At 64.3% G+C, this 25,964-nt stretch carries 19 protein-coding genes; 11 read left to right on the forward strand and 8 right to left on the reverse strand.

Annotated elements, in window-relative coordinates:
* Window positions 1–18: 18 nt before the first annotated feature.
* The 3 genes from BGK68_RS08565 to BGK68_RS08575 all read right to left on the reverse strand — a co-directional run bounded on the left by BGK68_RS08565 (window position 19) and on the right by BGK68_RS08575 (window position 2,360).
* Window positions 19–726 (reverse strand): helix-turn-helix transcriptional regulator, encoded by a 708-nt coding sequence (locus tag BGK68_RS08565; RefSeq protein ID WP_075259739.1) that lies wholly within the window; start codon window positions 724–726, stop codon window positions 19–21.
* 111 nt (window positions 727–837) lie between these two features.
* On the reverse strand, window positions 838–1,209 hold the full coding sequence (locus BGK68_RS08570; protein ID WP_075256746.1) for a VOC family protein: 372 nt from the start codon (window positions 1,207–1,209) through the stop codon (window positions 838–840).
* A gap of 137 nt (window positions 1,210–1,346) precedes the next feature.
* Window positions 1,347–2,360: a bile acid:sodium symporter family protein gene (locus BGK68_RS08575; protein ID WP_075256747.1), complete on the reverse strand. Its 1,014-nt coding sequence runs from the start codon at window positions 2,358–2,360 to the stop codon at window positions 1,347–1,349.
* 111 nt (window positions 2,361–2,471) lie between these two features.
* On the opposite strand from BGK68_RS08575, the gene BGK68_RS08580 reads away from it, so the two are divergent.
* Window positions 2,472–3,320 carry a LysR family transcriptional regulator gene (locus BGK68_RS08580; RefSeq protein WP_075259740.1) on the forward strand — a complete coding sequence of 283 codons (849 nt, stop codon included), beginning with the start codon at window positions 2,472–2,474 and terminating at the stop codon, window positions 3,318–3,320.
* Between the two features lie 6 nt (window positions 3,321–3,326).
* Here the strand turns inward: BGK68_RS08580 and BGK68_RS08585 are convergent, their stop codons facing one another.
* Entirely contained in the window at window positions 3,327–3,725 is a 399-nt protein-coding gene (locus BGK68_RS08585) for a hypothetical protein (RefSeq protein ID WP_075256748.1), read from the reverse strand.
* A 76-nt stretch (window positions 3,726–3,801) separates the two neighbouring features.
* On the reverse strand, window positions 3,802–5,439 hold the full coding sequence (locus BGK68_RS08590) for a DUF342 domain-containing protein (RefSeq protein ID WP_075256749.1): 1,638 nt from the start codon (window positions 5,437–5,439) through the stop codon (window positions 3,802–3,804).
* 251 nt (window positions 5,440–5,690) lie between these two features.
* On the opposite strand from BGK68_RS08590, the gene BGK68_RS08595 reads away from it, so the two are divergent.
* Both BGK68_RS08595 and mntP read left to right on the forward strand, forming a co-directional pair.
* Entirely contained in the window at window positions 5,691–6,614 is a 924-nt protein-coding gene (locus tag BGK68_RS08595; protein WP_075256750.1) for a cation diffusion facilitator family transporter, read from the forward strand.
* 265 nt (window positions 6,615–6,879) lie between these two features.
* A complete protein-coding gene (gene mntP, locus BGK68_RS08600; protein ID WP_075259741.1) occupies window positions 6,880–7,461 on the forward strand; it encodes a manganese efflux pump MntP in 582 nt (193 codons plus the stop codon).
* 2 nt (window positions 7,462–7,463) lie between these two features.
* Here mntP and BGK68_RS08605 read toward each other — a convergent pair whose 3' ends face one another.
* Together BGK68_RS08605 and BGK68_RS08610 are read right to left on the reverse strand one after the other, a co-directional pair.
* Window positions 7,464–8,384: a LysR family transcriptional regulator gene (locus tag BGK68_RS08605; RefSeq protein WP_075256751.1), complete on the reverse strand. Its 921-nt coding sequence runs from the start codon at window positions 8,382–8,384 to the stop codon at window positions 7,464–7,466.
* A gap of 70 nt (window positions 8,385–8,454) precedes the next feature.
* Window positions 8,455–9,408 carry a 2-hydroxyacid dehydrogenase gene (locus tag BGK68_RS08610; protein WP_075256752.1) on the reverse strand — a complete coding sequence of 318 codons (954 nt, stop codon included), beginning with the start codon at window positions 9,406–9,408 and terminating at the stop codon, window positions 8,455–8,457.
* Window positions 9,409–9,809: 401 nt separating this feature from the next.
* Here BGK68_RS08610 and BGK68_RS08615 point away from each other — a divergent pair, with 401 nt between their 5' ends.
* From BGK68_RS08615 to BGK68_RS08645, 7 genes are all read left to right on the forward strand, one after another.
* A complete protein-coding gene (locus tag BGK68_RS08615) occupies window positions 9,810–11,255 on the forward strand; it encodes an MFS transporter (RefSeq protein ID WP_075256753.1) in 1,446 nt (481 codons plus the stop codon).
* 162 nt (window positions 11,256–11,417) lie between these two features.
* Entirely contained in the window at window positions 11,418–13,280 is a 1,863-nt protein-coding gene (gene ilvD / locus BGK68_RS08620) for a dihydroxy-acid dehydratase (protein WP_075256754.1), read from the forward strand.
* A 340-nt stretch (window positions 13,281–13,620) separates the two neighbouring features.
* Complete coding sequence (locus BGK68_RS08625) at window positions 13,621–15,039, forward strand: SWIM zinc finger family protein (protein WP_075259742.1); 1,419 nt, start codon at window positions 13,621–13,623, stop codon at window positions 15,037–15,039.
* A 2-nt stretch (window positions 15,040–15,041) separates the two neighbouring features.
* Window positions 15,042–16,610 carry a DUF5691 domain-containing protein gene (locus BGK68_RS08630; protein ID WP_143432998.1) on the forward strand — a complete coding sequence of 523 codons (1,569 nt, stop codon included), beginning with the start codon at window positions 15,042–15,044 and terminating at the stop codon, window positions 16,608–16,610.
* A gap of 88 nt (window positions 16,611–16,698) precedes the next feature.
* Window positions 16,699–17,790 (forward strand): ATP-binding protein, encoded by a 1,092-nt coding sequence (locus tag BGK68_RS08635; protein WP_075256756.1) that lies wholly within the window; start codon window positions 16,699–16,701, stop codon window positions 17,788–17,790.
* On the forward strand, window positions 17,777–20,290 hold the full coding sequence (locus tag BGK68_RS08640) for a DUF5682 family protein (RefSeq protein ID WP_324617598.1): 2,514 nt from the start codon (window positions 17,777–17,779) through the stop codon (window positions 20,288–20,290). Before BGK68_RS08635 ends, BGK68_RS08640 begins: the two co-directional genes overlap by 14 nt.
* 13 nt (window positions 20,291–20,303) lie before the next feature.
* Entirely contained in the window at window positions 20,304–21,518 is a 1,215-nt protein-coding gene (locus BGK68_RS08645; protein WP_075256757.1) for a VWA domain-containing protein, read from the forward strand.
* A gap of 111 nt (window positions 21,519–21,629) precedes the next feature.
* On the opposite strand, the gene BGK68_RS08650 is transcribed toward BGK68_RS08645, so the two are convergent.
* Complete coding sequence (locus BGK68_RS08650; RefSeq protein WP_075256758.1) at window positions 21,630–23,510, reverse strand: AI-2E family transporter; 1,881 nt, start codon at window positions 23,508–23,510, stop codon at window positions 21,630–21,632.
* 209 nt (window positions 23,511–23,719) lie between these two features.
* Here BGK68_RS08650 and BGK68_RS08655 point away from each other — a divergent pair, with 209 nt between their 5' ends.
* Window positions 23,720–25,897 carry a TonB-dependent receptor gene (locus BGK68_RS08655; RefSeq protein WP_075256759.1) on the forward strand — a complete coding sequence of 726 codons (2,178 nt, stop codon included), beginning with the start codon at window positions 23,720–23,722 and terminating at the stop codon, window positions 25,895–25,897.
* Window positions 25,898–25,964: the final 67 nt, after the last annotated feature.

Consider the following 25,964-nt stretch of genomic DNA (forward strand, 5'->3'; position numbering starts at 1 on the left):
TGCGTGTTTGCGCCCGGGTCAGGCCGGTCCCTGCGCACGCGCCTGGCGCACCTGACGTTGCATGGCGCGCACGAAGTCGGGCAGGCGGCGGCCATTGCGGTCAGGATAATGGCCTTGCTCGCTCATCTGCTGCACCCGGTCCAGACGGAAGGAGCGGAAATCTTCGCGCGCCTCGCACCAGGCCGCCAGCAGCCAGGTACCGCCGAAGAAGGCCAGCGCCAGCGGCCACACCACGCGCTGGCTGGCGCGCTGCTGGGCATCGCTGTAATCCAGCAGCAGCTTGTGGCGGCTGCCGATGGCCTGGCGGATCGCCTCCAGCCGTTCGCCCTGTCCGCATGCATCCGGCACGGCCGGCGCAAACAAGGGCGTGGCTTCGACGAAATCGCGTTTTTCCTTGGGCAGGGCCAGCACTACCTTGGCCAGCGCCGACGCCGCCGATGCGCCCAGTTGCGGGCCGCCCCAGGCCTGCACCATGCGCATGCCGATGACCAGGGCGTCGATTTCGTCGGCATTGAACATCAGCGGCGGCAGGTCATAGCCGGGCTTGATGCGATAGCCGACACCTGCCTCGCCATCCACCGGCACGCCCGAGAGCGAGAGGTCACGGATGTCGCGATAGATGGTGCGCTCGGACACCGACAGCCAGGTCGCCAGCTGGCGGGCAGTGGTGAGGCGGCGTCCGCGCAGGTATTGGGTGATCTGGAAGAGGCGGTCGGCTCGACGCATGGCAGGGGCAGGGAAACAGGATGCGCGCCATTCTGGCATGCCGCCGGAGCAATGACCACCGGCTTCGATGCTGCTGTGCAAGGTGCGCGCATCCTGCTCTCCTGCGCCCCTTTAGTTCATCGCATGCAGCGCCAGGCGGTTGCCTTCGCTATCGATGAACTGGGCGATGTAGCCGATGTCATTGGGCAGCTGGAAGCGTTCCATGACGATCTCACCGCCGGCCTCGCGCACCCGGTCCAGCACGGCCTGGATCGAGGGGCCGGCATCGAGGTAGATCAGCGTGCCCTGGCGGCTGGGCTCCAGCCAGCCGGGGCCGGTCAGGCAACCGATGGACTGGCCGTCATCCCGCACGAAGATGGCCATCGGTCCTTCTTCGGACATCTGTTCCTGGCGCAGCTGGGTGGCGAAGACGGTTTCGTAGAAGCGGGTGGCGCGCTGCAGATCCTTGGTGGCGATCTCGAACCAGTTGACTTGGGTTTGCATGATTCTTCCTTGTTTTGTTGAGGGATGCGTAACATGCCGGTTGGCATGCGACGCATCATGCGCGAGGGCTACTGACACCATCCTGTCAGTAGCCCTCGCCAAGGAAGAACAATGTGGTGCTCGCTACCCGCTGGCCGTCAGCGCGAGGCGGCCAGGGGAGCGGCGCGCTGCGAGGATGCCTCATCCGCATCGAGACGGTCTTGCTGGGCCGCATAGCGCCGCGCCAGCACTGCGCACAGCATCAGCTGCATCTGGTGGAACAGCATGATGGGCAGCAGCACCACCGCCGCGCCGCTGCCGGCAAAGAGCACCGAGGCGATGGGGATGCCCGAGGCCAGCGACTTCTTGGACCCACAGAAGACCAGCACGATCTCGTCGCCGCGCGGCATCTTCATTGCGCGTGCGCCATAGGTGGTGATCAGCAGGACCGCACCCAGCAGCACCGCATTGACCAGCACCAGCAGCGCCAGCTGGCCGGGCGGGAACAGGTGCCAGATGCCCTGCGCCACCGCAGCGCTGAAGGCGGCGTAGACCGAGAGCAGGATGCCGCCACGATCGACCACGTTGACGATCACCTTGTGGCGGTTGATCCAGTCGCCTATCCACGGGCGCAGCAGATTGCCCAGCACGAAGGGCAGCAGCAGCTGCAGCAGGATGCTCAGCACCTGCGACAGGCCATTGGCTTCATGGTGACGGTGCAACAGCAGCGTCACCAGCAGCGGCGTGACCAGGATGCCCAGCAGGTTGGAAGCGGTGGCGCCGCAGATCGCCGCCGGCACATTGCCGCGCGCAATCGAGGTGAAGCCGATCGAGGACTGCACCGTCGAGGAGAGCGTGCAGACGAACAGCACGCCCATCCACAGTTGCGGCGTAAGCAGGTCCGGCGCCACGGCCTTGAGCCCCAGGCCCAGCAGCGGGAACAGGAGGAACGTGGAGCCCAGCGTGAGCAGGTGCAGCCGTGGCTGCTTCAAGCCCGCCAGCGCGGCTTCGCGCGAGAGCTTGGCGCCGTGCAGGAAGAACAGCAGCGAGATGGCCACATTGCTGGCCACATGCATGAATTGCTCGAAGCTGCCCGTGGCTGGGAAGAGCGTCGCCAGCAGCACGGTGCCGATAAGCAACTGGGTGAAACGGTCGGGGAGAAAGCGGTTCATGGCGGACTCGATGGAAGGATGGGTTTGTCCTCATCATAGGAAAAGCCACGGCAATCGGGAACCCCTCTGATAACGTTGACTGTCATCGGAAATGCCGATGATAATGACGGCATGCTCAATCCCGTATGGCTACAGACCTTCAGCACTGCCGCCAGCTCGGCCAGCTTTACCGAAGCGGGCCGCCAGCTGGGCCTGACCCAGTCCACCGTCAGCGACCACATCCGCCGGCTCGAAGAAAGCCTGGGACGGCGGCTGTTCGTGCGCGATACCCATTCGCTGGCCCTGACCGCCGATGGCGAGAGCCTGCTGGTGCATGCACGCCTGATCCTGCAGGCGCACGCCCGCGCCGAGGCGCAGTTCAGCGCGCCGCGCCTGCGCGGCCGGGTGCGTTTCGGCACCTCTGATGACCTTGCCATGGGGCCGCTGCCGGACATGCTGGCGGCCTTCCGCAGCCAGCATCCCGAGGTCGAACTGGAAATCACCATCGGTCTCACCAGCGAGCTGTATGCCTCGCTGGACCAGGGCAAGCTCGATCTGCTGGTGGGCAAGCGCCGCAGCGGCGAGTCGCGCGGCCACAGCATGTTTTCCACCCCCATGCAATGGCTGACCCGTCCTGACACCCTGGTGGACCTGTCCGAGCCGCTGCCGCTGATCCTCTTGCCCGAGCCCAGCATCACCCGCGCCGCCACCCTGCAGGCGCTGGGCAAGTCGGGGCATCACTGGCGCATCGTCTGCACCAGCGGCAGCCATGCCGGTTGCATGGCCGCGGCCCGGGGCGGGCTGGGACTGGCGGCCTTGCCACAGCACCTGGCCTCGCGCGACCTGGTGCCGCCGCTCAATCACGCAGCCTTGCCGGCCTTGCCCGATGTGGAATATGTGGCGCTGACGGCGCGCCGGCTGTCGCGTCCGGCCGATACGCTGTACCAGATCCTGATGGCCAGCCGCCTCAGCCGCAGCTGAGGAGGGCTACGGCGCTTCGACCACCCGTTGCGGCGCATCCAGCGCACGGATGCGCCGGTCCACGAAGTAACCGCCGGCCTCCATGTAGCGCAGGTAGTGGCGGCCGCATCGGGTGCAGCGGGCGATATTGCAGCGGTTGTAGGGATACCAGCGGGGTGCGATGGGCGCCTCGGGCGAGGCATAGCGGGTCCCGTCGGGATGGTATTCGGTGAAGGTGGGTTCGTCGTAGGGATCGACGATGAGGGTGGCGATATCGTCCAGCTGCGTCTCCGGCAACGACAGCGGCAGGCTGATCCAGCCGCTGCTGTCGCTGGCGCGGCAGTTGCAGTCCTGCGCGACGGCTGCGCTGCGGGCCGCCAGTTCACGTAGATACGCCAGGTCGGCGAGGGGAAGCTGATCTTGCATGAGCGTCGATGTCAGCCTGTGGATAAGATCAGGTGGAATGATATAAATGATTTATCCACAGGCCTGGATGAAGAGTTTACTTCTTCGGGTTGTAGCGGATATCGCCTTCGAACAGTTGGGCCGTGCCGCCGCCCAGATCCGACTGCACCGGCCACACTTCATGGCCGATGCGCAATTCCGTGCCTTCATGGACGGCCTTGGCCACGATGATGCGCGCATCTTCAGCGGCGACCATGCCTTCCTTCATCTGGCTCACTTCTTCCAGCAAGACCTTGACCTCATAGGCCAGCGCCTTGCGCTTGTCGCTCGTCTCGTGCAGCAGTTCGGGGGTGGCCTTGTCGGGATTGAGCTTGTAGTAGCTCTGCTGCTTGATGGTGCGGTCCAGCTCGGCTACCTTGCGGCTGTATTCCTGTTCCTTGATGGCGATCTTTTCTTCCAGGTAGGGGTCCAGGCCGACCTGTATGCGCGTGTGCGCAGCGGTGGGCGCACCGATGACATTGGCGCGGATGATGTTGGTGGCTTCCACGCGCCCGCCGATGATGTGGCCGGTGCGCGGATTGCCCTTGCCCACCGTGATCTCGTTGCCGGCCAGCAGTTCGCAGTGGCGCGCGTTGCCCAGCACCAGGATGTCGTCGGCGGCTTCGATGTGGGCGCTCTCGGCAAACATCACCTGCACCGATTTCTGCGAGCTGATGCGCGAGGCGATGGCGGTGGTGCCAGCACTGGCCGCCACGCCCTCGCTATGGCCGATCACGCCACCCTTGACCGTGACGCTGCCGCCGGCCACGATCTCGGCCGCTTCCACGGTGCCATTGACCACCACATCGCCGCCCACGTGCAGCTTCATGCCCGTCATGACGTCGCCCGAGACCCGTACCGTGCCCTCGAAGGTGAGGTTGCCGGTGGAGAGGTCGACGTTTTCCACATCGATGACCGGGTTGACCTTCACGCCATTCTTGATCAGTGAAGGCTGGCCCGGCACCATCGCGATGAGCAGGTCAGGGTCGTCCGGACTCGGTTCGGCGCCCACGCAGTCCTTGGCAAAGCCGATGTCGGCAATCGGACGGGCCGGCACCTTGCCGCCGCGGATGTCGATGCCATCCTGGCCCGGCACCGGCGGGATGCGCCGCATCAGCGGATCACCTACCGAGACCTGCAGGATGTGGCCCATGTCGGCATAGGAGACCACGGCGTCCTCGTCGATGTCGGCCAGCTCTTCTTCCTTTTCTTCCAGCAGGCTCTCGAAGCGCGCCGGTTCGGCTGGGGTCGGCATGAGGCCCTGGGCGATCACCACCTTGTTGCACTGGCCCGCCGAAAGGGCGTGGCGCAGCGTCTCGTGCAGGATGCCGTAGCTGATGCCGGCGGCGCGGATGGCGTTGACCACTTCCACGCTCTTGGCGCGGCCGCCATAGGGCGGCACCAGGGTCAGCGACGCCGTCATCAGGTCATCGGCCACCTCCAGCGCGAATTCGCCATCGCGCCGTTCGGCGATGACCTGGCTGACCGCCTCCTTGGCCCCTTCGGCCTTGCGCACGAAGGCGTTCAAGACCGAATCCTGGAAGAACAGTTTGGTGAGGCCGTGGTCCGTCATGGCCTGTTTCAGGAAGGCCAGCGTGAGTGGCGGAAAGCCCTCCATAGGCGTAAACGTGGCGCTCAGTTCGCCGCTGGCCCTGTCGAACGAAAACGACAGTGGTTGCGGGTTTGCTTGGTTCATGCTGGTCCTCGATGAATGGCTGCACCGGGTTGGCCGGGTATCATGCGCACTGTGATCGGCACAGGACGGCGGGCAAGCGTTGGCGCTGGCATGCCTCCTGCTGTTGCACTAGCTCTGGCCGATTGCCGGCCTGTCGCCCCCCACGGTGCGCTACGACCGTCATTGTAATGTGGCAAGATGATCTAGTAATTTGACTATAAGCACAAGTTTTGACGACATTCGCTCTAGATTAGGCTCTTATCGTTGGTTTTATGTTAAGTACCCAAATAGAAGACTTCAAGGCCGACGATGCCCGCCATCGCGCCGGCCGTACCAGTACGCTGGTGAGCATCCTGGTCAATATCGCCCTGGTGATCCTGCAGGTCACGGCGGGCGTGTTCTCGGGCTCGCAGGCGCTCATTGCCGATGGCATCCATTCCCTGTCCGACCTGGTGTCGGATTTTGTCGTCTTGCTGGCCGGCCATCACAGCCGCAAGCAGCCTGACGACGATCACCAGTATGGTCACCAGCGTTACGAAAACGCCGCCTCGCTGGCGCTGGGCGCGCTGCTGCTGGCGGTCGGCGTGGGCATGCTGTTTTCAGCGGCGCAGAAGATCCAGACCTATGGCCATACGCCACCGGTGCATGTGGCGGCCCTGTGGGTGGCTCTGACGGCCTTGCTGGCCAAGGAACTGCTGTTTCGCTACATGTTGCGCATCGCCGAGCGGGTGCGTTCCAGCATGCTGGTGGCCAATGCCTGGCATGCGCGCTCGGACGCCGCCTCTTCGCTGGTGGTGGCGCTGGGCATCGTCGGCAGCCTGGCCGGCTTCACGCTGCTGGACCCCGTCGCCGCCGCCGTGGTCGGCCTGATGGTGGTGCGCACTGGCTGGGGCTTCTTCTGGAGCGCGCTGCATGACCTGATGGATCGCGCCGTCTCGGCAGAAGAAGCCCAGGCCATCCGCGCCACCCTGCTGGCCACGCCTGGCGTACAGGGCGTGCATGACCTGCGCACCCGGCGCATGGGCGACCTCACGCTGGTGGATGTGCATCTGGAAATCGAGGGCGCGCTCACCGTCACGGCCGGCCACGCCATCGCCACGGCGGCGCGCCGCAACGTGCTCGATGCGCATCATGTGCTCGATGTGATGACCCACGTGGATCCGGTGGAGCCCACGCATCCGGCGCTGACAGAATGATGACCTTGCACGCATCCGTGCGTGACTGCAACAGTGCCAGCACAGCCTTGTACAAGCCCGCCGCCATGCGCTAGAATGCGGCCTTCTCTTTGGGGAGTAGCCAGCTTCCGGATCATCCGGAAGAGCCCGTGTCAACATTCTCGGCAGCAGCAGCTGCCGTGGCGCGGATAGCCAATCGGTAGGCGAGACCATAGACGTTTCCTGCGGCCAGGCTGGGCGCGCAGGCGCGTCCATGGACTTTCGCCCGGCCAAGGAATCCCCGCTCATGAATTTCCCCGCTCTCGTTCTCCTCGCGCTTGCGATGTCCACTGACGCCTTTGCGGCAGCCATCGGCAAGGGCGCCGCCATGCAGAAACCGCGTTTCCTGCAGGCCTTGCGTATCGGCCTGCTGTTCGGTGTGATCGAAGCCATCACGCCCCTCATCGGCTGGTTCGCCGGTTCGGTGGCCACCAAGTGGGTCTCCCAATGGGATCACTGGATCGCCTTTACGCTCTTGCTGGTGCTGGGTGTGCGCATGATCCGCGAAGGCATGAGCGACGATGATGAAGACGAGGACGCCAGCGCCGCCCCGCAAAAGCAGTCGGTGGTAATGCTGGCCCTCACAGCGGTAGCCACCAGCATCGACGCCATGGCCGTGGGCGTGGGGCTGGCCTTCATCGACGTCAACATCCTCGAAGCAGCCCTGTTGATCGGCCTGGCCACCACCACCATGGTCACCATCGGCGTGATGGTGGGCCGCGTGCTGGGCCACCTCATCGGCAAGCGCGCCGAGATCATCGGCGGCGTGGTGCTGATTGGTGTGGGTGCGGTGATCCTGTATGAGCACTTGAGCCGCGCGGGCGGTTGATCTCAGCGCGCAGTGGCCTGGCGCAGGTTTGCTGCGCGCGCGGCGCAGTAATCGGCGGCCATCAGGCGGAAGGCCGTGACCGCCGGATTGTCCTGGTCGGGCCGCCAGGCCATGCTCATCTCGGCGCGCGGCGCTTCGCCGGCCAGCGGGCGGAACTCCACCCGGTCGTAATGGAAGCGCTGCGCAGAGGCCGGCAGGATGCCAACGCCCAGCCCGGCGCGTACCAGCGAGAGGATGGTGTGGCTCTGATCGATGTACTGGGTGAAATCGGGTTTGACATCCGCCGCGCCCAGCATGGCCATGATGCGTTCGTAGAAATACTTGCCATGCGTGGGCGAATGCATGATGAAGGGCTGGCCATCGAGCTGGGTCGTGGCGATGCGGTCGTAGGCGGCCAGCGCATGACCCTGGGGCATGGCCAGCACCAGCGCTTCCTCGTCCACCAGTTGCAGTTCCAGCGGCTGGCGTGACGATACAGGCCGCAGGAAGCCGATGTCGATGGTGTTGGCGGTGAAGGCTTCCAGTTGCGCGACCGAAATCAGTTCGAAGAGCACCACATCGATCTCGGGCAGGCTTGTGCGCGCCTGCATCAGCAACTCCGGAATCAGCTCATAACCAGCCGCGCCGGTGAAGCCTACCCGCACGCGCCCGGTCTTGCCTTGGCTGGCGCGGCGCACCGTGCTCTCGGCCTGTTCGGACAATTGCAGCAGGCGCGACGCATCGGCCAGGAAGACGCGGCCTTCGGTGGTCAGCCGCACCGCGCGGCCGACCCGCTCGAACAATTGCACGCCCAGCCTGTGCTCCAGCAGATGGATCTGCCGCGACAGGGGTGGCTGGGTCATGTTCAGCAGCGCCGCCGCCCGGCGGAAATTGAGTTCGGTCGCAGCGACCACGAAACAACGGACTTGAGCCAGATCGAGCATGAGGATTCGCCGGTAAGGGGAGCGCCTGCATTATAGGCATGGCCGCTCCCGGGCGCGGCCATGATCAGGTTCAGGTGGTGAGACTGCCCTCGGGGCGTTGTCCCGCCAGGCCTTGCGCCAGGCTGGCCAGCACCATCTCGCCCATGGCGGTGCGCGATTCCACGGTGGCGCTGGCGCGGTGCGCCTGCAGCACCACCTGGTCCATCTGCAGCAAGGCGGCCGGCACGTTCGGTTCGTCCACGAACACATCCAGCCCCGCCCCGGCGATCACGCCGCGCTGCAGCGCATCCACCAGATCCTCCTCCACCACCAGCTTGCCGCGGGCGATGTTGATGAGGATGCCTTCGCGTCCCAAGGCATCGAGCACGGTCGCATTGATGATGCCCTGCGCCTTGTCGGCGGCGGCGGCCAGTACCAGCACATCGCTCTCACGCGCCAGTTGCAGCAGTTCCGGCTGGAACGCGTAGGGCAGGTCGTCCATGGCGCGCAGGTCGGTATAGGCGATCGGGCAGCCGAAAGCGGCAGCGCGCTGGGCGATGGCGCGACCGACCTTGCCCATGCCGACGATGCCCACGCGCTTGCCGCTCAGGCGCCGCGACAGCGGGATGGCCGTAGGCGACGGATGGCGCACCCAGTCGCCGCGCTGCATGAAGGCATGGCCCGGACAGATCTGCCGGCTCACCGCCAGCATCAGGCCCAGCGCCAGGTCGGCCACATCCTCGGTGAGCGCGCCGAAGGTGCCGGTGACCGGCAGCCCCTTGCTGCGGGCGTGGTTCAGGTCGACCGCATCGGTGCCTACGCCATTGACGGCCACCACCTTCAGGGCCGGCAGGCTATCCATGAGCGCATTGCTGATGCCGGTGTGGCCACCGGTGATGACCCCTTCGATGACGGCGCCGTGGCGCGCGATGTAGGCTTCCTTGTCATCCTGTTCGAACAGGCGGTGCATGTGGTAGAGGCTCTCGAGCTTGTCATTGATGGCCGGGACCAGGATGGGGTTGAGCTGCAGCACGTGGCGTTTCATGAGGGGACTCCTTCTCGTTCGATGGCAATGCCGGCGGATGATGCGGGCATTCCGGCGGCACGTCCAATCCGAAAAGGCTATCAATTGATTCAGGAAATGGTGGCAGATCAGGTATCAATATCCCTCCCTATCGATTCAATCTGCACATCACCTGATAGCCAGAAAAGATTGGACGCCATGCAAGGGCGCGGCCATGATTCCCGGCATCGGCCCCCAAGAGAGCCGCGATGAACGCCGGGCGCCAACAGATCCCGCACGGGACGCATAACAAGGCCCGCCACCCGCACTGGAGACAAGCATGAACCTGGGATCACCCCCGAGCCGCCACCCGCTGCCGTCCTGAGCGCGCCTTGCCGCCGCCATAACGATAACCACGAGACACGCCATCAAGGAGCCCGACAATGCATCATGTCGACGCCGCCGACCCGGTCGGCCGCGGCAGTTCCGCCGCACCCGCTGCACCCGCTGCATCTGTTACTCCCGCCGCCGCCCTGGCCGGGCAGAAGCCGACCCGTTACCGCTGGGTGGTGATGGGCCTGATCTTCCTGATCTGGGCCATCGCCTGCGCCGACCGCGCCAATTTCGGTATCGCCTTGCCCTACATGAAGAAGGAATACGGCATCACCAACACTGAAGCCGGATTGATCGTGAGCCTGTTTTCGTTTGCCTATGGCCTGGTGCAGATTCCGGTCGGGCTGATGTACAAGCGCCTGAGCGAAAAGACCACCGGCATTCTCTTTTCCGTCTTCATGTTGCTGACCTCGCTCTTCACCGGGCTCATGGGCACCACCTCTTCGGTCTTGCTGTTGCAGCTCTACCGTGTGGGTCTGGGCTTGTCCGAGGGACCGTTGGGCATCGGCTGTACCAACGTGATCAACCGCTGGTTCCCGCCCGAGGAAAAGGGCACCGCCACCGGCCTCTGGATTGCCGCCTCCAAGCTGGGTCCCCTGATCGTGCCCACGGTCTGCATCATCGTCATCCAGCTCTGGGGCTGGCGCGAAATCTTTTACGTATTTGCCGTGCCCGGCATCTTCCTGGCCATCCTGTGGTTCTTCCTGGTGACCAATTCGCCCTCCGAGAACCGTTTCTGCAATGAGGCCGAACGCCGCTACATCACCCAGGATGTTGCGGCCGGCCCCGCCACCGCCACCGCCAGCAGCCGCGCCCATGTGGGCGCGCAAGTGACGCCGATGCCCTGGCTGGACGGCATCAACCGCACCCGCCGCGTGCCGCGCCTGGAAACGCTGCGCCAGGTGTTCACGTCCTGGAACGTGATCGGCGTGGCCATCGGCTATGGCTGCATGATCGGCATCAGCAATATCTTCATGTCGTGGATTCCGACCTACCTGGTCACGGTCAAGGGCTTTGCCTCGGTGAAGATGGGCTTCCTCGCCTCAGCCCCCTTCATCGGTGCGGTCGCCGGCAACATGCTCGGCGGCGTGATCTCGGACCGCCTGCTGGGTGGCCGCCGCAAGCCCATGATGCTGCTGGGCGCGCTGGGCACGGCCCTGATGACCCTGCTGCTGGTGCAAGCGCCCGACAGCGTGCTCTACCTCGGCGCCATGCTGATGCTGTCGGGCCTGATGCTGGGCATCGGCTTTGCCGGCTACTCGGCCTATCCCATGGGCCTGGCGACCAAGGCCACCTATCCGGCAGCCTTCGGCATCGTCAATTCGCTGGGCCAGATCGGCGGCGCCTGTGCGCCCCTGGCCGTGGGCATGTTGCTGGACCGCTATGACTGGAGCAGCGTCTTCCTCTACATGGTGGGGACATCGCTGCTGTGCCTGGTGCTGCTGTTGAGCGTGGTCGAGCCGATCACGGTGAGGAAGGCCGGGGAGGAAGCCTGAGCGCCATCGGCCCTGGATCATCAGGATGGGCGAATAATGTTGCGGATGAATAATATCTGATCGATATTAATAGGAATCGAATTATATATTGGACAAATGGAAGCGCCCGAGGCACCCTTACGGTCCCATTTTCCCTAAGCCGCCTCTGAGGAGACACCCATCATGCCAACCTACCGTTCCTATACCACCACCCAGGGCCGCAACATGGCCGGCGCGCGCGCGCTGTGGCGCGCCACTGGCATGAAGGATGGCGATTTCACCAAGCCCATCATCGCGGTGGTCAACTCCTTTACCCAGTTCGTGCCCGGCCACGTCCACCTGAAGGACCTGGGCCAGCTGGTGGCGCGCGAGATCGAGGCGGCCGGTGGCGTGGCCAAGGAATTCAATACCATCGCCGTGGATGACGGCATCGCCATGGGCCACGACGGCATGCTGTACTCGCTGCCCTCGCGTGACCTCATCGCCGACTCGGTGGAATACATGGTCAACGCCCACTGTGCCGACGCCATGGTCTGCATCTCCAACTGCGACAAGATCACCCCGGGCATGCTCATGGCCGCCATGCGCCTGAACATCCCCGTGGTCTTCGTCTCCGGCGGCCCGATGGAAGCCGGCAAGGTCATCAAGACCGTCAATACCGACAAGAAGGTCATCAAGCTGGACCTGGTGGACGCCATGATCCAGGCTGGCGACAAGAACATCTCGGACGCCGACGTGGCCGAAGTGGAACGCTCGGCCTGTCCCACCTGCGGTTCCTGCTCGGGCATGTTCACCGCCAACTCGATGAACTGCCTGACCGAAGTGCTGGGCCTGTCGCTGCCGGGCAATGGCACCATCGTCGCCACCCACGCCGACCGCAAGGAACTGTTCCTGCGCGCTGGCCGCCTGATCGTCGAACTGGCCAAGCGCCACTACGAACAGGATGACTACAGCATCCTGCCGCGCAACATCTGCACCAAGGAAACCTGGGAAAACGCCATGACCCTGGACGTCTCCATGGGCGGCTCCACCAACACCGTGCTGCACCTGCTGGCTGCCGCGCACGAAGCCAAGGTGGAATTCACCATGGCCGACATTGACCGCATCTCGCGCCGCGTGCCCTGCCTGTGCAAGGTCGCGCCGATGACCAACAAGTACCACATCGAAGACGTGCACCGCGCCGGCGGCATCATCTCCATCCTGGGCGAACTGGCCCGCGCCGGCCTGCTGGATACCTCGCGTCCCACCGTGCACAGCAAGACCCTGGGCGAAGCCATCGAGAAGTTCGACATCCGCGTTTCCAGCGATCCAGCCGTGCACAAGCTGTTCCGCGCTGCGCCCGGCGGCGTGCCCACGCAGGTGGCCTTCTCGCAGGAAGAACGCTTCGAGGACAACGACCTGGACCGCGCCAACGGCTGCATCCGTGATCGCGAACACGCCTACTCGCAGGATGGCGGCCTGGCCGTCCTCTACGGCAACATCGCCGAGAAGGGTTGCATCGTCAAGACTGCGGGCGTGGATGAAAGCATCCTGAAGTTCTCCGGCACCGCACGTGTCTTCGAAAGCCAGGACGCCGCTGTGGAAGGCATCCTGGGCGACAAGGTCAAGGCCGGCGATGTCGTCATCGTGCGCTACGAAGGCCCCAAGGGCGGCCCCGGCATGCAGGAAATGCTGTACCCGACCTCGTACATCAAGTCCAAGGGCCTGGGCAAGGCGTGCGCGTTGTTTACCGATGGCCGCTTCTCCGGCGGTTCCTCCGGCCTGGTGATCGGCCACGCCTCCCCGGAAGCGGCTGAAGGCGGCGCCATCGGTCTGGTGGAAGAGGGCGACATGATCGACATCGACATCCCCAACCGCAGCATCAACCTGCGCATCTCCAGCGACGACCTGGCCAAGCGCCGCGCCGCCATGGAAGCCCGTGGCGACGCCGCATGGCAGCCGGGTAACCGCCAGCGGGTGGTCTCGCAGGCACTGCAGGCGTATGCGGCGCTGACCACGTCGGCTGATCGCGGTGCCGTGCGTGATCTGTCGCAACTGAAGCGCTGATCCGTCACCAGTCTCATCAGCCTGATGTGACAAAGCCGCCCGGTGCAAGCCGGGCGGCTTTGTTTTGGGCGGACGGTTGCGAAGCGAGCAACCCTTCGCGGAGATCATCACGGGAACGGACCTTGATGACCGAATGGTTACTGCATATGTACGTTGAATCGTGCCGGCGGTTTGAATGGGCACAAGCGCTCGCCCCACTTTGGTAGAATTTCCAGCCCGCAACGGAGTCGGGAAGACCTGCTGACGGTTTTCCAATGAGCCGGTTGCGGTTCCAACATTAATCTGTCAAGGGGTGAGTGCATTGAGTCGTCCTACGCTGAGCACTGATCAAGTGCTGGCCATGTCGCCAGACGCGTCTTCGACCAAGGCCGCACAGGGCCTGGTTGTCCCGGCCAAGTGGCCTGCGCTGGGGGCAAGCGATGAAGCCGTATGGGGCGAATGCCAAGGTAGCGGAAGCAAGCCTTATCAAACGCAAGTCCATTTCGTGGCTGGCGTCCCGAGTTTCAAATGCAGTTGCCCCAGTCGTAAATTCCCCTGCAAACATGGTTTGGCTTTGCTCCTTTTCTTGGCGCGCGACAGCAGTGCGTTCACGGCAGTCGAGCCTGGTTGGGTCACCGAGTGGCTCAGTTCGCGCAGGGATCGCGCAGAAAAGAAAGAGATCAAGGCCGCCGTGGCGGCCAGCGCAGCGCCGCCGGATCCGGCACTTGTGCTCAAGCGTCAGGCACAGCGCCTGCAACGCATGTGCGCAGGGGCGCGCGAGTTGGCATTGTGGTTGGATGACCTGATGCGCCAGGGGCTGGCCACGCTGAGCACTGAGCAAGAGCAGAACTGGCAAGCCATGGCTGCACGCATGGTGGACGCACAGGCAGCCAGGCTGGGGCAGCTGCTGACCAATGCGATGACGCTGGTGGGCCAGGGCCGCGATTGGCCTGCTCGCCTGCTGCAGCGGCTGGGCAGCCTGCAATTGCTGCTGGATGCGCTGCAACGCTATGAGCAGCTGCCAGCGAGCATGCAGTCGCATGTGCGCCAGGCGCTAGGCTGGTCGTATGACCGCGATGAGGTGCTTGTGGTGGGTGAACGGGTCACCGATCAATGGCGGGTATTGGCCAATGTGGTGACCGAGCTGGAGAACCGCTTGACCGAACACCGGGTGTGGTTGCAAGGTACGCACACGCAGCGACGTGCCTTGCTGCTGGACTATGCGCATGCGACCAGACCTGTGGAGATGGGTTGGGCCGTGGGCCAGCTGTATGGAGCCGAGCTGGCTTTCTATCCGGGCGATCAGGCCTTGCGGGCGCTGGCCGTAGGCGCTGCTACCCCGGCAGGTACGGACGATGCGGCAGAGGGAGCCGCTGACGTGGCACTTGCGCAAGCATTCGCCGCCACATGTTGGCGTGACGAAGGCCAGGAATGGATGGCGATGGCGAAGCAATGCCTGGCCAATCCGTGGCTGATGCAAAGCCCGGTATGTTTTAGGGATGTGCACCTGATGCACCATGAACCCCAAAAGACGGAGGCTGGCCTCGGATCCGATGCAGTGCCGGAATGGACTTTGCATCTCAGCGCCGACCCAGGCAGCCAGGTCCGACCCAGCGTGGACCTGCGCATAGTGGATACACACGCATGGCAAATGATGGCGCTGTCCGGCGGACAGGCCTTCAATGTCTTTGGCGAATGGAATGGTGAGCGACTCACCCCGCTGCTGGCGTGGAACGCCGCGGAGTATTGGGCGGCCACACACGCGCCACAGGAGCAATGACGGTGACAACTTCAACAACTTCAACAACCGGGGCGCTGGATATCGGGAGCCTTGACCATTGGGATGAGTTGGTCAAGGTGGCCTTGGTCGGGGCGGACAGACATTGGACGCTGCCGCCTGCCACAGCGCGAGACCCGATCGCATCGGCGCTCCATGAACGCCTGTCCACAGAGCCCTCTGCCGCGCCCGGACAGTTGTTGCGCGTGGCCGGTGCATTGGCGCTGGCGCGCCGGGTGGCATGGCTGCCTGCCTCCGACGTCTCCGTGCCAGTCGAGGTGGCGGCACCAGAATCGCGCAGGCGGGCTCCGCCAGCATGGCTGCCTTTGCTTGAGCGGGTGATGTCCATCGGTTTGCTGCGTCTGCAGGTGCAAGTGTTGCGGGAGATGGACCGGGCGGGTTTGCATGTGCCTTCGGTCAAGCTGCCCCTCTTGCTGCAAATGGGAGCCGGCAACACGGCGCTGCGCGGGGAGATCGGCGCAGTCATCGGTGAGCGCGGGCGCTGGCTGGCGAAGTGCAATCCCCAATGGGCCTATGCAGCGGGTGTACATGAGCAGGCGGATACGCAAACCCTGTGGCGTGAAGGCAGCCTGGAGCAGCGCCGCCAGGTCTTGCTTGGCCAGCGTGCCACGGACCCCGATGCCGCACGTGAACGTTTGAGCCAGGAGTGGGGAAGCTTGCCCGCCAAGGAGCGCGCCGCGCTGATCGAATGCCTGGCGACCGGCTTGAATTCCGCTGATGAATCCTTCCTGCAAACCCAACTCGGCAAGGATCGCTCCCAGGATGTGCGCCGGATTGCCGCAGAGTTGTTGTCGGATCTTCCCGGCAGCGCCTATGCGCTGCGCATGGTGGAACGCCTGCGCCCGCTGGTCGGCGAAACGATGGATGCGCCGATGCAGGTGGGTGAGGACTGGCAGGCCGATCAACTGGAAATCAAACGCCCCGCCTATGAAAAACTGGGGGAACATGCGTGGTGGTTGTTCCAGTTGGTGCGGCGTACGCCCTTGTCCTGGTGGGAACAACACACGGGAAGAAGCCCCGCGCAAATCCTTGTCTGGAGCATGCAGAGCGATTGGAAGGCCGCACTGCTGCGCGCATGGTCGCAGGCAGCCGTTCGTCAGCGCAATGCGGCGTGGTGCGAGGCATTGATCGAACTTGTCGACCAGGAAGACTTGGGCTCCCCGCAAGCCATGCTGGCGTTACTTGCGCCGGCGCAGCGCGAGCAATTTTATGAGCGACGCCTGGCCGACAAAAAGCACCTGTACTCCTTGCTCGGGCTGATTCTGGAGGGTTGTCCGGTGGGCCAGCAGTTGTCATCCGTTTTTTCGATGAAATTGCTCCCCATCTTGCGGACCAGCCTGGCCAAGGGGAATCAGCATGACCAATATGCCCTGCGTGAGCATTTGCCGGAATTGATGTGCGTCTTGCACCCCGACAGCCTGCGTCTCATCGACCTTGAGCGCAGCCTCCACGAAATCGATGCGTTGGCGACCTGCCTGATGCAGTGCATCCAGGTGCGGGATTGCCGCGAACGCCTCGCACAGTTGGTGTTGCCTCCGCTTGAGGGCAACTGAGTCCCTCACGGATCCCTATCGAGAACCGACCTCCCAGACCGCAGGTATCAATCACTGCTCCCCTTCAATCGAGACCAGAGCCCTATCCATGAATGCCAATACACAGCAAGTCTTACGTCAGCACGCCGAGCACCAGTTCGCAGAGGAGCTGGAGAACCTGCAAAAGGTAGACAAACGCCAGCGCCCCGCGAATTGGAAGCTTTCGCCCTGGGCGGTGGTCACCTACCTGATGGGCGGCAAGCTCGACAACGGTTTTGAAGTCAGTGCCAAATACATCGGATCGCCACGCCTGATGGAGATCGCCGTGTCTACCCTGGCGACCGACCGTGCGCTCTTGCTCTACGGCGTGCCGGGCACCGCCAAATCCTGGGTGTCAGAACATCTGGCGGCCGCCATCAGTGGCGACTCCACCATGCTGATCCAGGGGACTGCAGGGACCAGTGAGGAGCAATTGCGTTACGGTTGGAATTATGCGCAGTTGCTGGCGCATGGCCCTTCCGAAAACGCCCTGGTTCCCAGTCCTCTGGTGCAGGCCATGAAGTTGGGAAAGATCGCCCGCGTGGAGGAGTTGACCCGCATCCCCGCAGATGTCCAAGACACCCTCATCACGGTACTCTCGGAAAAGACCTTGCCCATTCCTGAATTGGGCAGTGAAGTGCAGGCCATACGCGGCTTTTCCGTCATTGCGACGGCCAACAACCGCGACAAGGGTGTCAATGAACTCTCCAGTGCCTTGAAGCGCCGCTTCAACACGGTGGTGTTGCCCGTTCCCTCCAGTGAACAGGAGGAAGTGCAGATCGTCGCCAAGCGCGTGGCCGAACTCGGCCGTGCCCTGGAGTTGCCTGCCGAGCCGCCGGGACTTAGCGAAATTCGCCGCGTGGTGCAGATCTTCCGTGAGTTGCGCAATGGCCAGACGGAAGATGGCAAGACGCGCATCAAGTCGCCATCCTCCACGCTCTCCACGGCAGAGGCTATCTCCGTGATCAACAGCGGCATGGCCCTGGCTGGGCATTTTGGGGACGGCTCCCTGCATGCCGCCGACATTGCATCGGGCCTCATCGGTGCCATCGTGAAAGACCCCGTGCAAGACCAGGTGGTGTGGAAGGAATATCTGGAGACCGTGGTCAAGGAACGCCCCGACTGGATGGAACTCTACCGCGCCTGCCGTGAGCAACTCTGATCCCGCCGCCGAATCGGCCATGGCAGACCTGTCTTCGACCACCAAAGCCGCATCCGGCCCTGCATCAACGCCGGGTCCGGTGCACTACTTCGGCATCCGCCACCACGGACCCGGCTGCGCCCGCAGCCTGCGGCATGCGCTGCTCAGCCTGCAGCCTGACTGTATCTTGATCGAAGGTCCGCCGGACGCCAATGCGCTCATTCCCTACGTCTTGCACCAGGAAATCAAACCGCCTGTTGCGCTGCTGGTGTATGCCCCCGGCAGCAGCGAAGACGCCGTCTTCTACCCGTTCGCGGAGTTCTCGCCCGAGTGGCAGGCGTTGCAATTCGGAGTACGCGAGGGCATACCCACGCGTTTCATCGATTTGCCCCAGGCAGTCCGTTTGGCGCAGGAGCAGGCGCGGCGCTCTTCCTTGTCTGCTGAAGCGAGTGCGGCACCTGCATTGGAGACGCCCTTGTCAGTCCCGCCGTCCCCGGAATCCCCTGGACCATCCGCCTCGCCTGAAGAGGAAGTTGCCCGGCTTCCAACCGACGCGCAGCCGGCAGATGGGGCGCAGAAGAGCTTCCAGCCGTGGCGACATGATCCGCTGGATGCGCTGGCTCACGCGGCAGGTTTTGCCGACGGGGAAAGCTGGTGGAATCAACTCATTGAAGAGCGCGGCGATGGCGAGGACTTGTTCAGTGGCATCGCCGAAGCGATGACGAGCCTGCGTGAAACCTGGCCGCATGAACGCTCTGCCGAGGATGAGCAGCGCGAGGCCCAGCGTGAAGCCCACATGCGTCAATGCGTGCGCGAGGCGATCAAGGAGGGGCATCAACGTATCGCCGTCGTGTGTGGTGCCTGGCATACCCCGGCGTTGATGGCGGCACATACCGCCAAGGCGGATGCGGCGATCCTGAAAGGTTTGCCGAAGGTCAAGACCGAGGCAACCTGGGTGCCATGGACCTATCATCACCTTACGCTGGACAGCGGCTATGGCGCGGGAGTGGCCGCGCCGGGCTGGTACCACCACTTGTGGCATGCATCTCCTGCGCATGGGCAGGGGTTGCAACACGCCGGCCACCAGCCTGACCGTGCCACCCGCTGGCTCGCCCGCGTGGCAAGGGTGTTGCGCGAGCACCAGGTGGATTGCTCCAGTGCCCACGTCATCGAGGCCACGCGACTGGCCAATACCCTGGCCGTCATGCGAGGCCGTGCCCATCCGGGGCTGGATGAACTGGACGAGGCCGTGCGTACCGTCATGTGCATGGGGGAATCAGCGCCTTTGCGGCTCATCCATCTTGCGCTCACGGTCGGTGATGTCATGGGGCAGGTGCCGGTCGATGTGCCCGCGGTTCCCTTGCAGCGTGACATCGAACAAGCGCAGAAAAAGCTGCGTCTCAAGGTCGAGGCCGCGCATCGCCTGCTGGACCTGGATCTGCGCCAGGAGATGGAACTCGCCCGCAGTCACTTCCTGCATCGCCTGCGCCTGATCGGCGTGAACTGGGGAGAGCCCGCGCGCGCAACACGCGGCAACCGCGGCACTTTCCGCGAGAGTTGGGCGTTGGAGTGGCAACCCGGGTTTGCCATCCGTGTGATCGAGGCCAGCCGCTACGGCGCGACGCTGGAGCAAGCCGCATGCGCTCGCGTTGCCGAGCAATGTGTCCGGCTCACTCTCCTGGAAGACCTGGCCGAGCTGATCGACCAGGTGCTCATGGCCGAATTGGCGGGTGCCGTGGAGGTGGTGAGCGCTGCATTGCAGGCACGCGCTGCGCTTACCGGGGATGCGATACAGCTCATCGGAGCGGTACCTCCCCTGGTGCGCGTGTTCCGCTATGGCAGCGTGCGCCAGACCGACAGCGCATTGCTCGCGCAGCTCCTGGATGGCTTGATCGTACGTGGTGCCATTGGCCTGCCCTTGGCGTGCCAGGGAGTGGATGAGTCGGCAGCACTGTCATTGCGCCAGTCCATTCTCGCCACACACGAAGCGGTGGCCTTGCATGAAGGCGCAGAGCAGGTCGTCGCCTGGCAGGGAGCCTTGAAGCAGATCGCATTGGGTGAATCTGCGCACGCCTTGCTGCGTGGCCTGTGCTGTCGCCTGATGCTCGATGCACATCATCTGTCACAGGAAGAAGTGGCCACGCAATTGGCCCGTCACCTCTCGTCCGGCATGGAACCGCTGGACTCGGCGTATTGGCTGGAGGGATTCCTCAACCAGAACGCCATGGTCTTGCTGCATGATGTGCAGGTATGGAGCCTGGTCGATCACTGGCTGGCCAACCTGAGCGACGAGCATTTCGTGCAGATCGTTCCACTGGTGCGACGCAGCTTTGCCCGCTTTTCCCAAAGTGAACGGCATGACCTGGGCGTACGCGCTTCCCACGGTGCCGCCGGTGCCGCAGCCCCACAAGTCAGTGCCGGGAGCTGGAGTGCAGAGCGTGCCGCTATGGCCCTCCCCACACTGCGTCTGTTACTGGGCCTGACGGCCGAGCCGGCTGACCGTCCAGGCAAGAGTGAATGACTGAGGAATTCCCATGACAAGCCACGTTCCCAATCCCGCTACGGCCTCCGTAGCCTCCCCCGAGGCACCGCCCACCGACCGCCTGCAACGCTGGCGTCTGGTACTTGGTACGCAAGCCGAGAAAAGCTGCGGCTGCCTGTCGGATAGCCTGAGCGGTATCGACCAGGCACTCAATGCCTTGTACGACCCCCAGGGCGGCCAGGGGCTGCAACGCAAGGGCGGTCGGGGTAGTTCGGCTCCCAGCGTGGCCCGTTGGTTGGGCGACATACGCAACTACTTTCCCAGTTCTATCGTGCAAGTCATGCAGCGCGACGCACTCGACAGATTGAACATGCGCGAGATGCTGCTGCAGCCGGAAATGCTGGAATCGGCACAACCGGATGTCCACCTGGTGGCGAGCCTGGTCTCGCTCAACAGCGTCATTCCTGCCGAGACGCGCGAGACAGCGCGCATGGTAGTGCGACGTGTGGTGGATGCGCTCCTGAAGTTGCTGGACGAGCCCATGCGCAGTGCCATCACCGGCGCATTGGACAGGAGCCAGCGCAATCGCCGCCCGCGCCATGCCGAGATCGACTGGAACCGCACCCTGCGCGCCAATCTGCGCCATTGGCAACCGGACTACCGGACCATCGTGCCCCAGACACTCATCGGATACGGTCGCAAGGCGCGTCGCCCGCAGCGCGAGGTGGTCCTGTGCATAGACCAGAGCGGCTCCATGGCGGCGTCCGTGGTGTATTCCAGCATCTTCGGCGCGGTCATGGCCAGCCTGCCCTCGGTAGCCACCAAACTGGTCGTGTTCGATACCCAGGTGGTCGACATGACCGAGCAATTGCAGGATCCGGTTGATCTTCTCTTTGGCGTGCAGTTGGGCGGCGGTACCGACATCAACGGTGCCGTTGGCTACTGTCAGACTCTCATCAAGGAGCCACGCAACACCATCCTCGTGTTGATTTCCGATCTGTACGAGGGCGGGGTGGAAGCCGGCTTGCTCCGCCGTGCGCAGGAGTTGGTCGAGTCAGGGGTGCAGTTCATCGCGCTGCTGGCCCTCAGTGATGAAGGCGCTCCTGCCTACGACAAGGAGCTGGCCTCCAAACTGGCCAGCCTGGGTGTGCCCAGTTTTGCGTGCACTCCCGATGCTTTTCCTGGCTTGATGGCTGCGGCGATCCGGCGCGACGATGTGAACGCCTGGGCTGCAGGGCAAGGCATCAAAACCAGCCGTGCAGCTTGAGGACTTACTGCATGCTGGCGGTCAGCTGATGCTGCGCAACTGACCACCAGCGGCTGCGTACCGGCTCTCTCCTTGCTGTCCCGGTGCCGTCAGGTCGCAGCGACAAGCGCATCAGGCCTTGATGGCGGGCCGCATATGCGTAGACGCAAACGCAAGCCCCTCTTCGAAGGACGACAGCACCATGTCCACCTGTTCTTTCACGGTCGTGGCCTCTACCTCTTCGTTGAAGAATGAGGGGCGTATGGTGACCAGCAGCGCATGCGGCAGGTTCTCCCTCAGGTCATGCACCACCGCCATCCACGCCTCCAGCTTCTCGCGCACCGGATAGACCAGGAACACGATGGACACCAGTTCCGCCTTGCTGGTATCCGGCTGTTCTTGCTCCGGCTGGTCCAGCGTGATGCTGCGGGCATCGATGCCGGTCACGCGCAGCGCATGCACCAGCAGTTCGGAAAGCAGGTCATCGCGCTCACCGCGCAAGCCGCCGCACAGCACCACCGACCCCTGCGGTACATCCAGCGAACCCTGCCAGCGGCCCAGGCGCGCCTGGCGCAGTTCGCGCAGATGCGCGCCCACGCCGCTGTTGAGCAAAGGCACTTCGCGCCGGCGACGCAGGCTGCGTGGCGCGCCTGGGCTTTGCGTGAGCACTTCGGTGAGCTGCGAGACCGAGCGCAGCAGCCGTTCTTGCTGCGTGCCTTCGATACGGCCATGGCGCAGGTCCAGTGCAGCCAAGGCCAGGCCCGGCAGCAGGATCTGGTCGCAATACTTGGCGAAGCTCTGCTTTTGCAGATGGCCGCGCGCATCGCGGATGATGGCGTCGGATTCGCCGGCCAGGGCGCGCTGGTAGAAGCGTTCGGCATGGCTCATGTCGGGCGCTTCGCCCAGGAGGATGCTGATGGGTTCCAGCGCGGCGACGTGGCGTCCCGCCACCACCAGGCACAGCGTCAACGGGGTGGAGAGCAGCAGGCCAATGGGTCCCCACAGCGTGCCCCAGAACAGCGCCGAGACGATCACCGCCAATGGCGACAGTCCCGAACTATGGCCATAGATGCGCGGCTCGATGAAGTTGGCCACGATCACTTCCAGGCAGCCATAGAAGGCCAGGAAGGACAAGGCCAGCCACCAGCCCGGATCGATGGCCGCAATGAAGATGGCGATCATTACCCCCGAGGCCAGCGCGCCCAGGTAAGGCACGAAGCGCAGCACGCCGGCCAGCGTGCCCCACAGCACCGCATGCGGCACGCCGCCCGCAGCCAGCACCGCGCCCATGATCAGGCCGAATCCCAGGTTGACCAGGAACTGCGAGAAGAAGAAGCGCGACACCCCCTCGGCCGCATCGCCCAGCGCCTGCATGGTGCGGCTCATTTCGGTGAGGCCGGCCAGGCGGATCAAGCGCTCGCGCAGCGATTCCTGCTCCAGCAGGATGAACACCAGCAGCACCAGCACGATACCGGCCTGGCCAATCGGTCCCCAGGCCAGCGCAAAGAGGCGCTTGATCGCCCCTCGCACCGACATGCGGGTATCGGCTTCGGCCACAGGCGCCAGCGCAACGGCGGCGGCGTGGCTGGCCTTCTTGCCGCTGCGCGTGGTTTCCGGCACCGGCTGCGGAATCACCGCGCTCAGTTCGGCTTCCAGCCGCGCGAAGGGGCGCTCGGTCATGGCGCGCACGCTTTCCACCTTGTCCTGGATGGCTTCGCGGTACTGCGGCAGGTCACTGGTGACGCTGACCAGCTGGAAGGCCAGCACCACCGCCAGCGCCACCAGGCAGGAGCCCACCAGCAGCACCGAGACGATGGCCGCCCCCGCGCGGTTCAGGCCGAGCGCATCGAGCTTGCGCACCAGTGGCAGGATGATCAGGCTGGCAATGCCGGCCACCGCCAGCGGCGCCAGGATCTCGCGGCCGAAATAGAGCATGCCCAGCGCGACAGCAGCGCCCAGCAGGGTGGTGGAATTGAAGCGGGAGAGCGCGGAAGCTTTGGTCTGGATGGTCATGGAGTGATGAGCTTGGCCTGAGGGGCAGGGGCAGCGCGAGTATAGCAATGCCCGCGGGGCTGGCGTGGCGGCGCCGACAGAAGATTTTTTGCAACGGGCTGATCCGTTTTCGGAAGTCGAGGGTCAAGGTAGATGAGAACGCTTCTTTTTTGCATCCGGAAGTGTATCCCCATCTTGTCCATCATTCATCGATCCGAAAGGTAAGCACCATGCGGCAGGCACAGCGCCACTGGCAGTCCAGCGAGTTTTCTTCCCCTCTTTGCACCCGTCCCACCGCCGTCGCGCAAGCCGCGCGCCTGCTGGTCGTGGGGACATTGCTGGCCGCGCCGGCCGCATTCGCCCAGGATAGCGGCGCGCCCCAGGACGCCAGCCTGCCCACCGTGACCGTCACCGGCAGCAGTGACAACGGCCTGCCCGCAGCCTATGCCGGCGGCCAGGTGGCGCGCGGCGGCGGCCTGGGCGTGCTGGGTACGCAGGATGTGCTCGATACCCCTTTCTCGACCCTGAACTACACCGCCGAAGGCATCAAGAACCTGCAAGCCCGTACCGTGGGCGATGTCATCACCAGCGAAGCCTCGGTGCGCAATACCAACGGCGATGGCGGCTTCGGCGACAGCTACCAGATCCGTGGCCTGCCGGTGTCGGTCAATGACACCGGCTTCAATGGCCTCTATGGACTGGTCTCGTTGAGCCGCATGTTCACTGCCATGCTGGAGCGGGTGGAAGTGCTCAAGGGACCCGGCACCCTGATGTATGGCATGGGGCCGGCCGGCGGCGTGGGTGGCGCGATCAACCTGGTCAGCAAGCGCGCTGGCGAGGAGCCGGTCTCCAGCCTCACCGCGACCTATGTGGGCAGCGCCCAGCTGGGCCTGCAGGGCGACATCGGCCGGCGTTTCGGCCAGGACAAGGAGTGGGGCATCCGCGTCAATGCGCTCTATGCCGATGGGCGCACCAGCGTGGCCGACAACCGCCAGCAGCAGAGCATGGGCTCGCTGGCGCTGGACTACACCGGGCGCAAGCTGCGCTGGACCCTGGACGCCTACACCCAGCACGAAGACACCCGCAACTTCCGTCCGCAGTTCAGCATCGGCACCAGCAGCATGCCGTCGGCCCCGGCGGGCGACAGCAACCTCTATCCCGGCAACACCCTGCAGATCGACGACAAGGTCGTGGCCACGCGGCTGGAATACGATCTCACCGAGCAACTGACTGCCTATGGGGCAATCGGCTATCACGAAGGCGCGACGGCGCAGAGCTTCCCCAGCGCCACCATCACCGGCCTGGATGGCGCGACCTCGGTGCGCAATGGCTACTACGACCAGAAGGTCGTCAGCACCTCGGCCGATGTCGGTCTGCGCGCGCGCTTTGCCACCGGGCCGGTGCAGCATACCTTGAGCGTGGCGGCCAATACGCTGGACCAGCAGACCAGCTACTTCTACTTCGTCAACGCCACCGGCGTGGCCTCCAATCTCTATCACCCCGCGCCGCTGGCCCCGGTCACCGCCGCCCGTGGCGAACCTCTGCCGCAGAGCCAGACGCGCCTGAGCGGCCTGGCCTTGACCGACACCGTGTCCATCGCCGATGGTCGCCTGCTGCTCACCGGTGGCCTGCGCCGCCAGCAGGTCTACAGCAACAGCTTCAGTACCAGCTCCAGCAGCAACAAGATCGGCTATTCGCCGGTGCTGGGCGTGGTGGTCAAGCCGCTGGACAACCTCTCGCTGTATGCCAACTACACCGCCGGCCTGTCGGCGGGCGGCTTTGCCGGCGCGCAGTACGCCAATGCCGGCCAGGCCTTTGCGCCCTACAAGACCAAGCAGTACGAGAGCGGCGTGAAGCTCGACTGGGGGCGTGTCACCACTACCGCAGCGGTGTTCCAGATCGAACGCGCCAACAGCTCCACGGCCGTGCTCGGTTCGCAGACCTTCGCCACCCAGGATGGCCGCGCGCGCGTGCGCGGGCTGGAGCTGTCAGCCTATGGCGAAGTGCAGCGCGGCTTGCGTCTCCTGGCCAGCGGGACCTTCTTCGAGACGCGCCAGTCGCATACCGTGGGTGGAACCAATGACGGCAAGGAGATCGGCGCCGTGCCCAAGCACAACTTCAACCTCGGGGCAGACTGGGATACCCCGTGGCTGCAGGGCCTGGCGCTCAATACGCGCATCATCAACACCGGCGCGAGCTGGTACAGCGACGCCAACACCGTCAAGGTGCCAGGCTGGACCCGCATGGACCTGGGCGCGCGCTACACCAGCCGGCTGGGCGGCCAGACCATCACCTATCGCGCCAACCTGGAAAACCTGTTCGACAAGCATTACTGGATCATGCAGAACAGCTATGCCGGCTACGGCGCAGGTCGTACGCTGGTGTTATCGGCACAGGTGGACTTCTGATGTGATCGCGCCGCGCTGGCGCGGGAGGATGGTTTGAGGCCTCTTCCCCATTGCTGGCGCGGCGGTC

This window comes from Herbaspirillum camelliae, assembly GCF_001929405.1.
GTDB lineage: Bacteria > Pseudomonadota > Gammaproteobacteria > Burkholderiales > Burkholderiaceae_D > Herbaspirillum > Herbaspirillum seropedicae.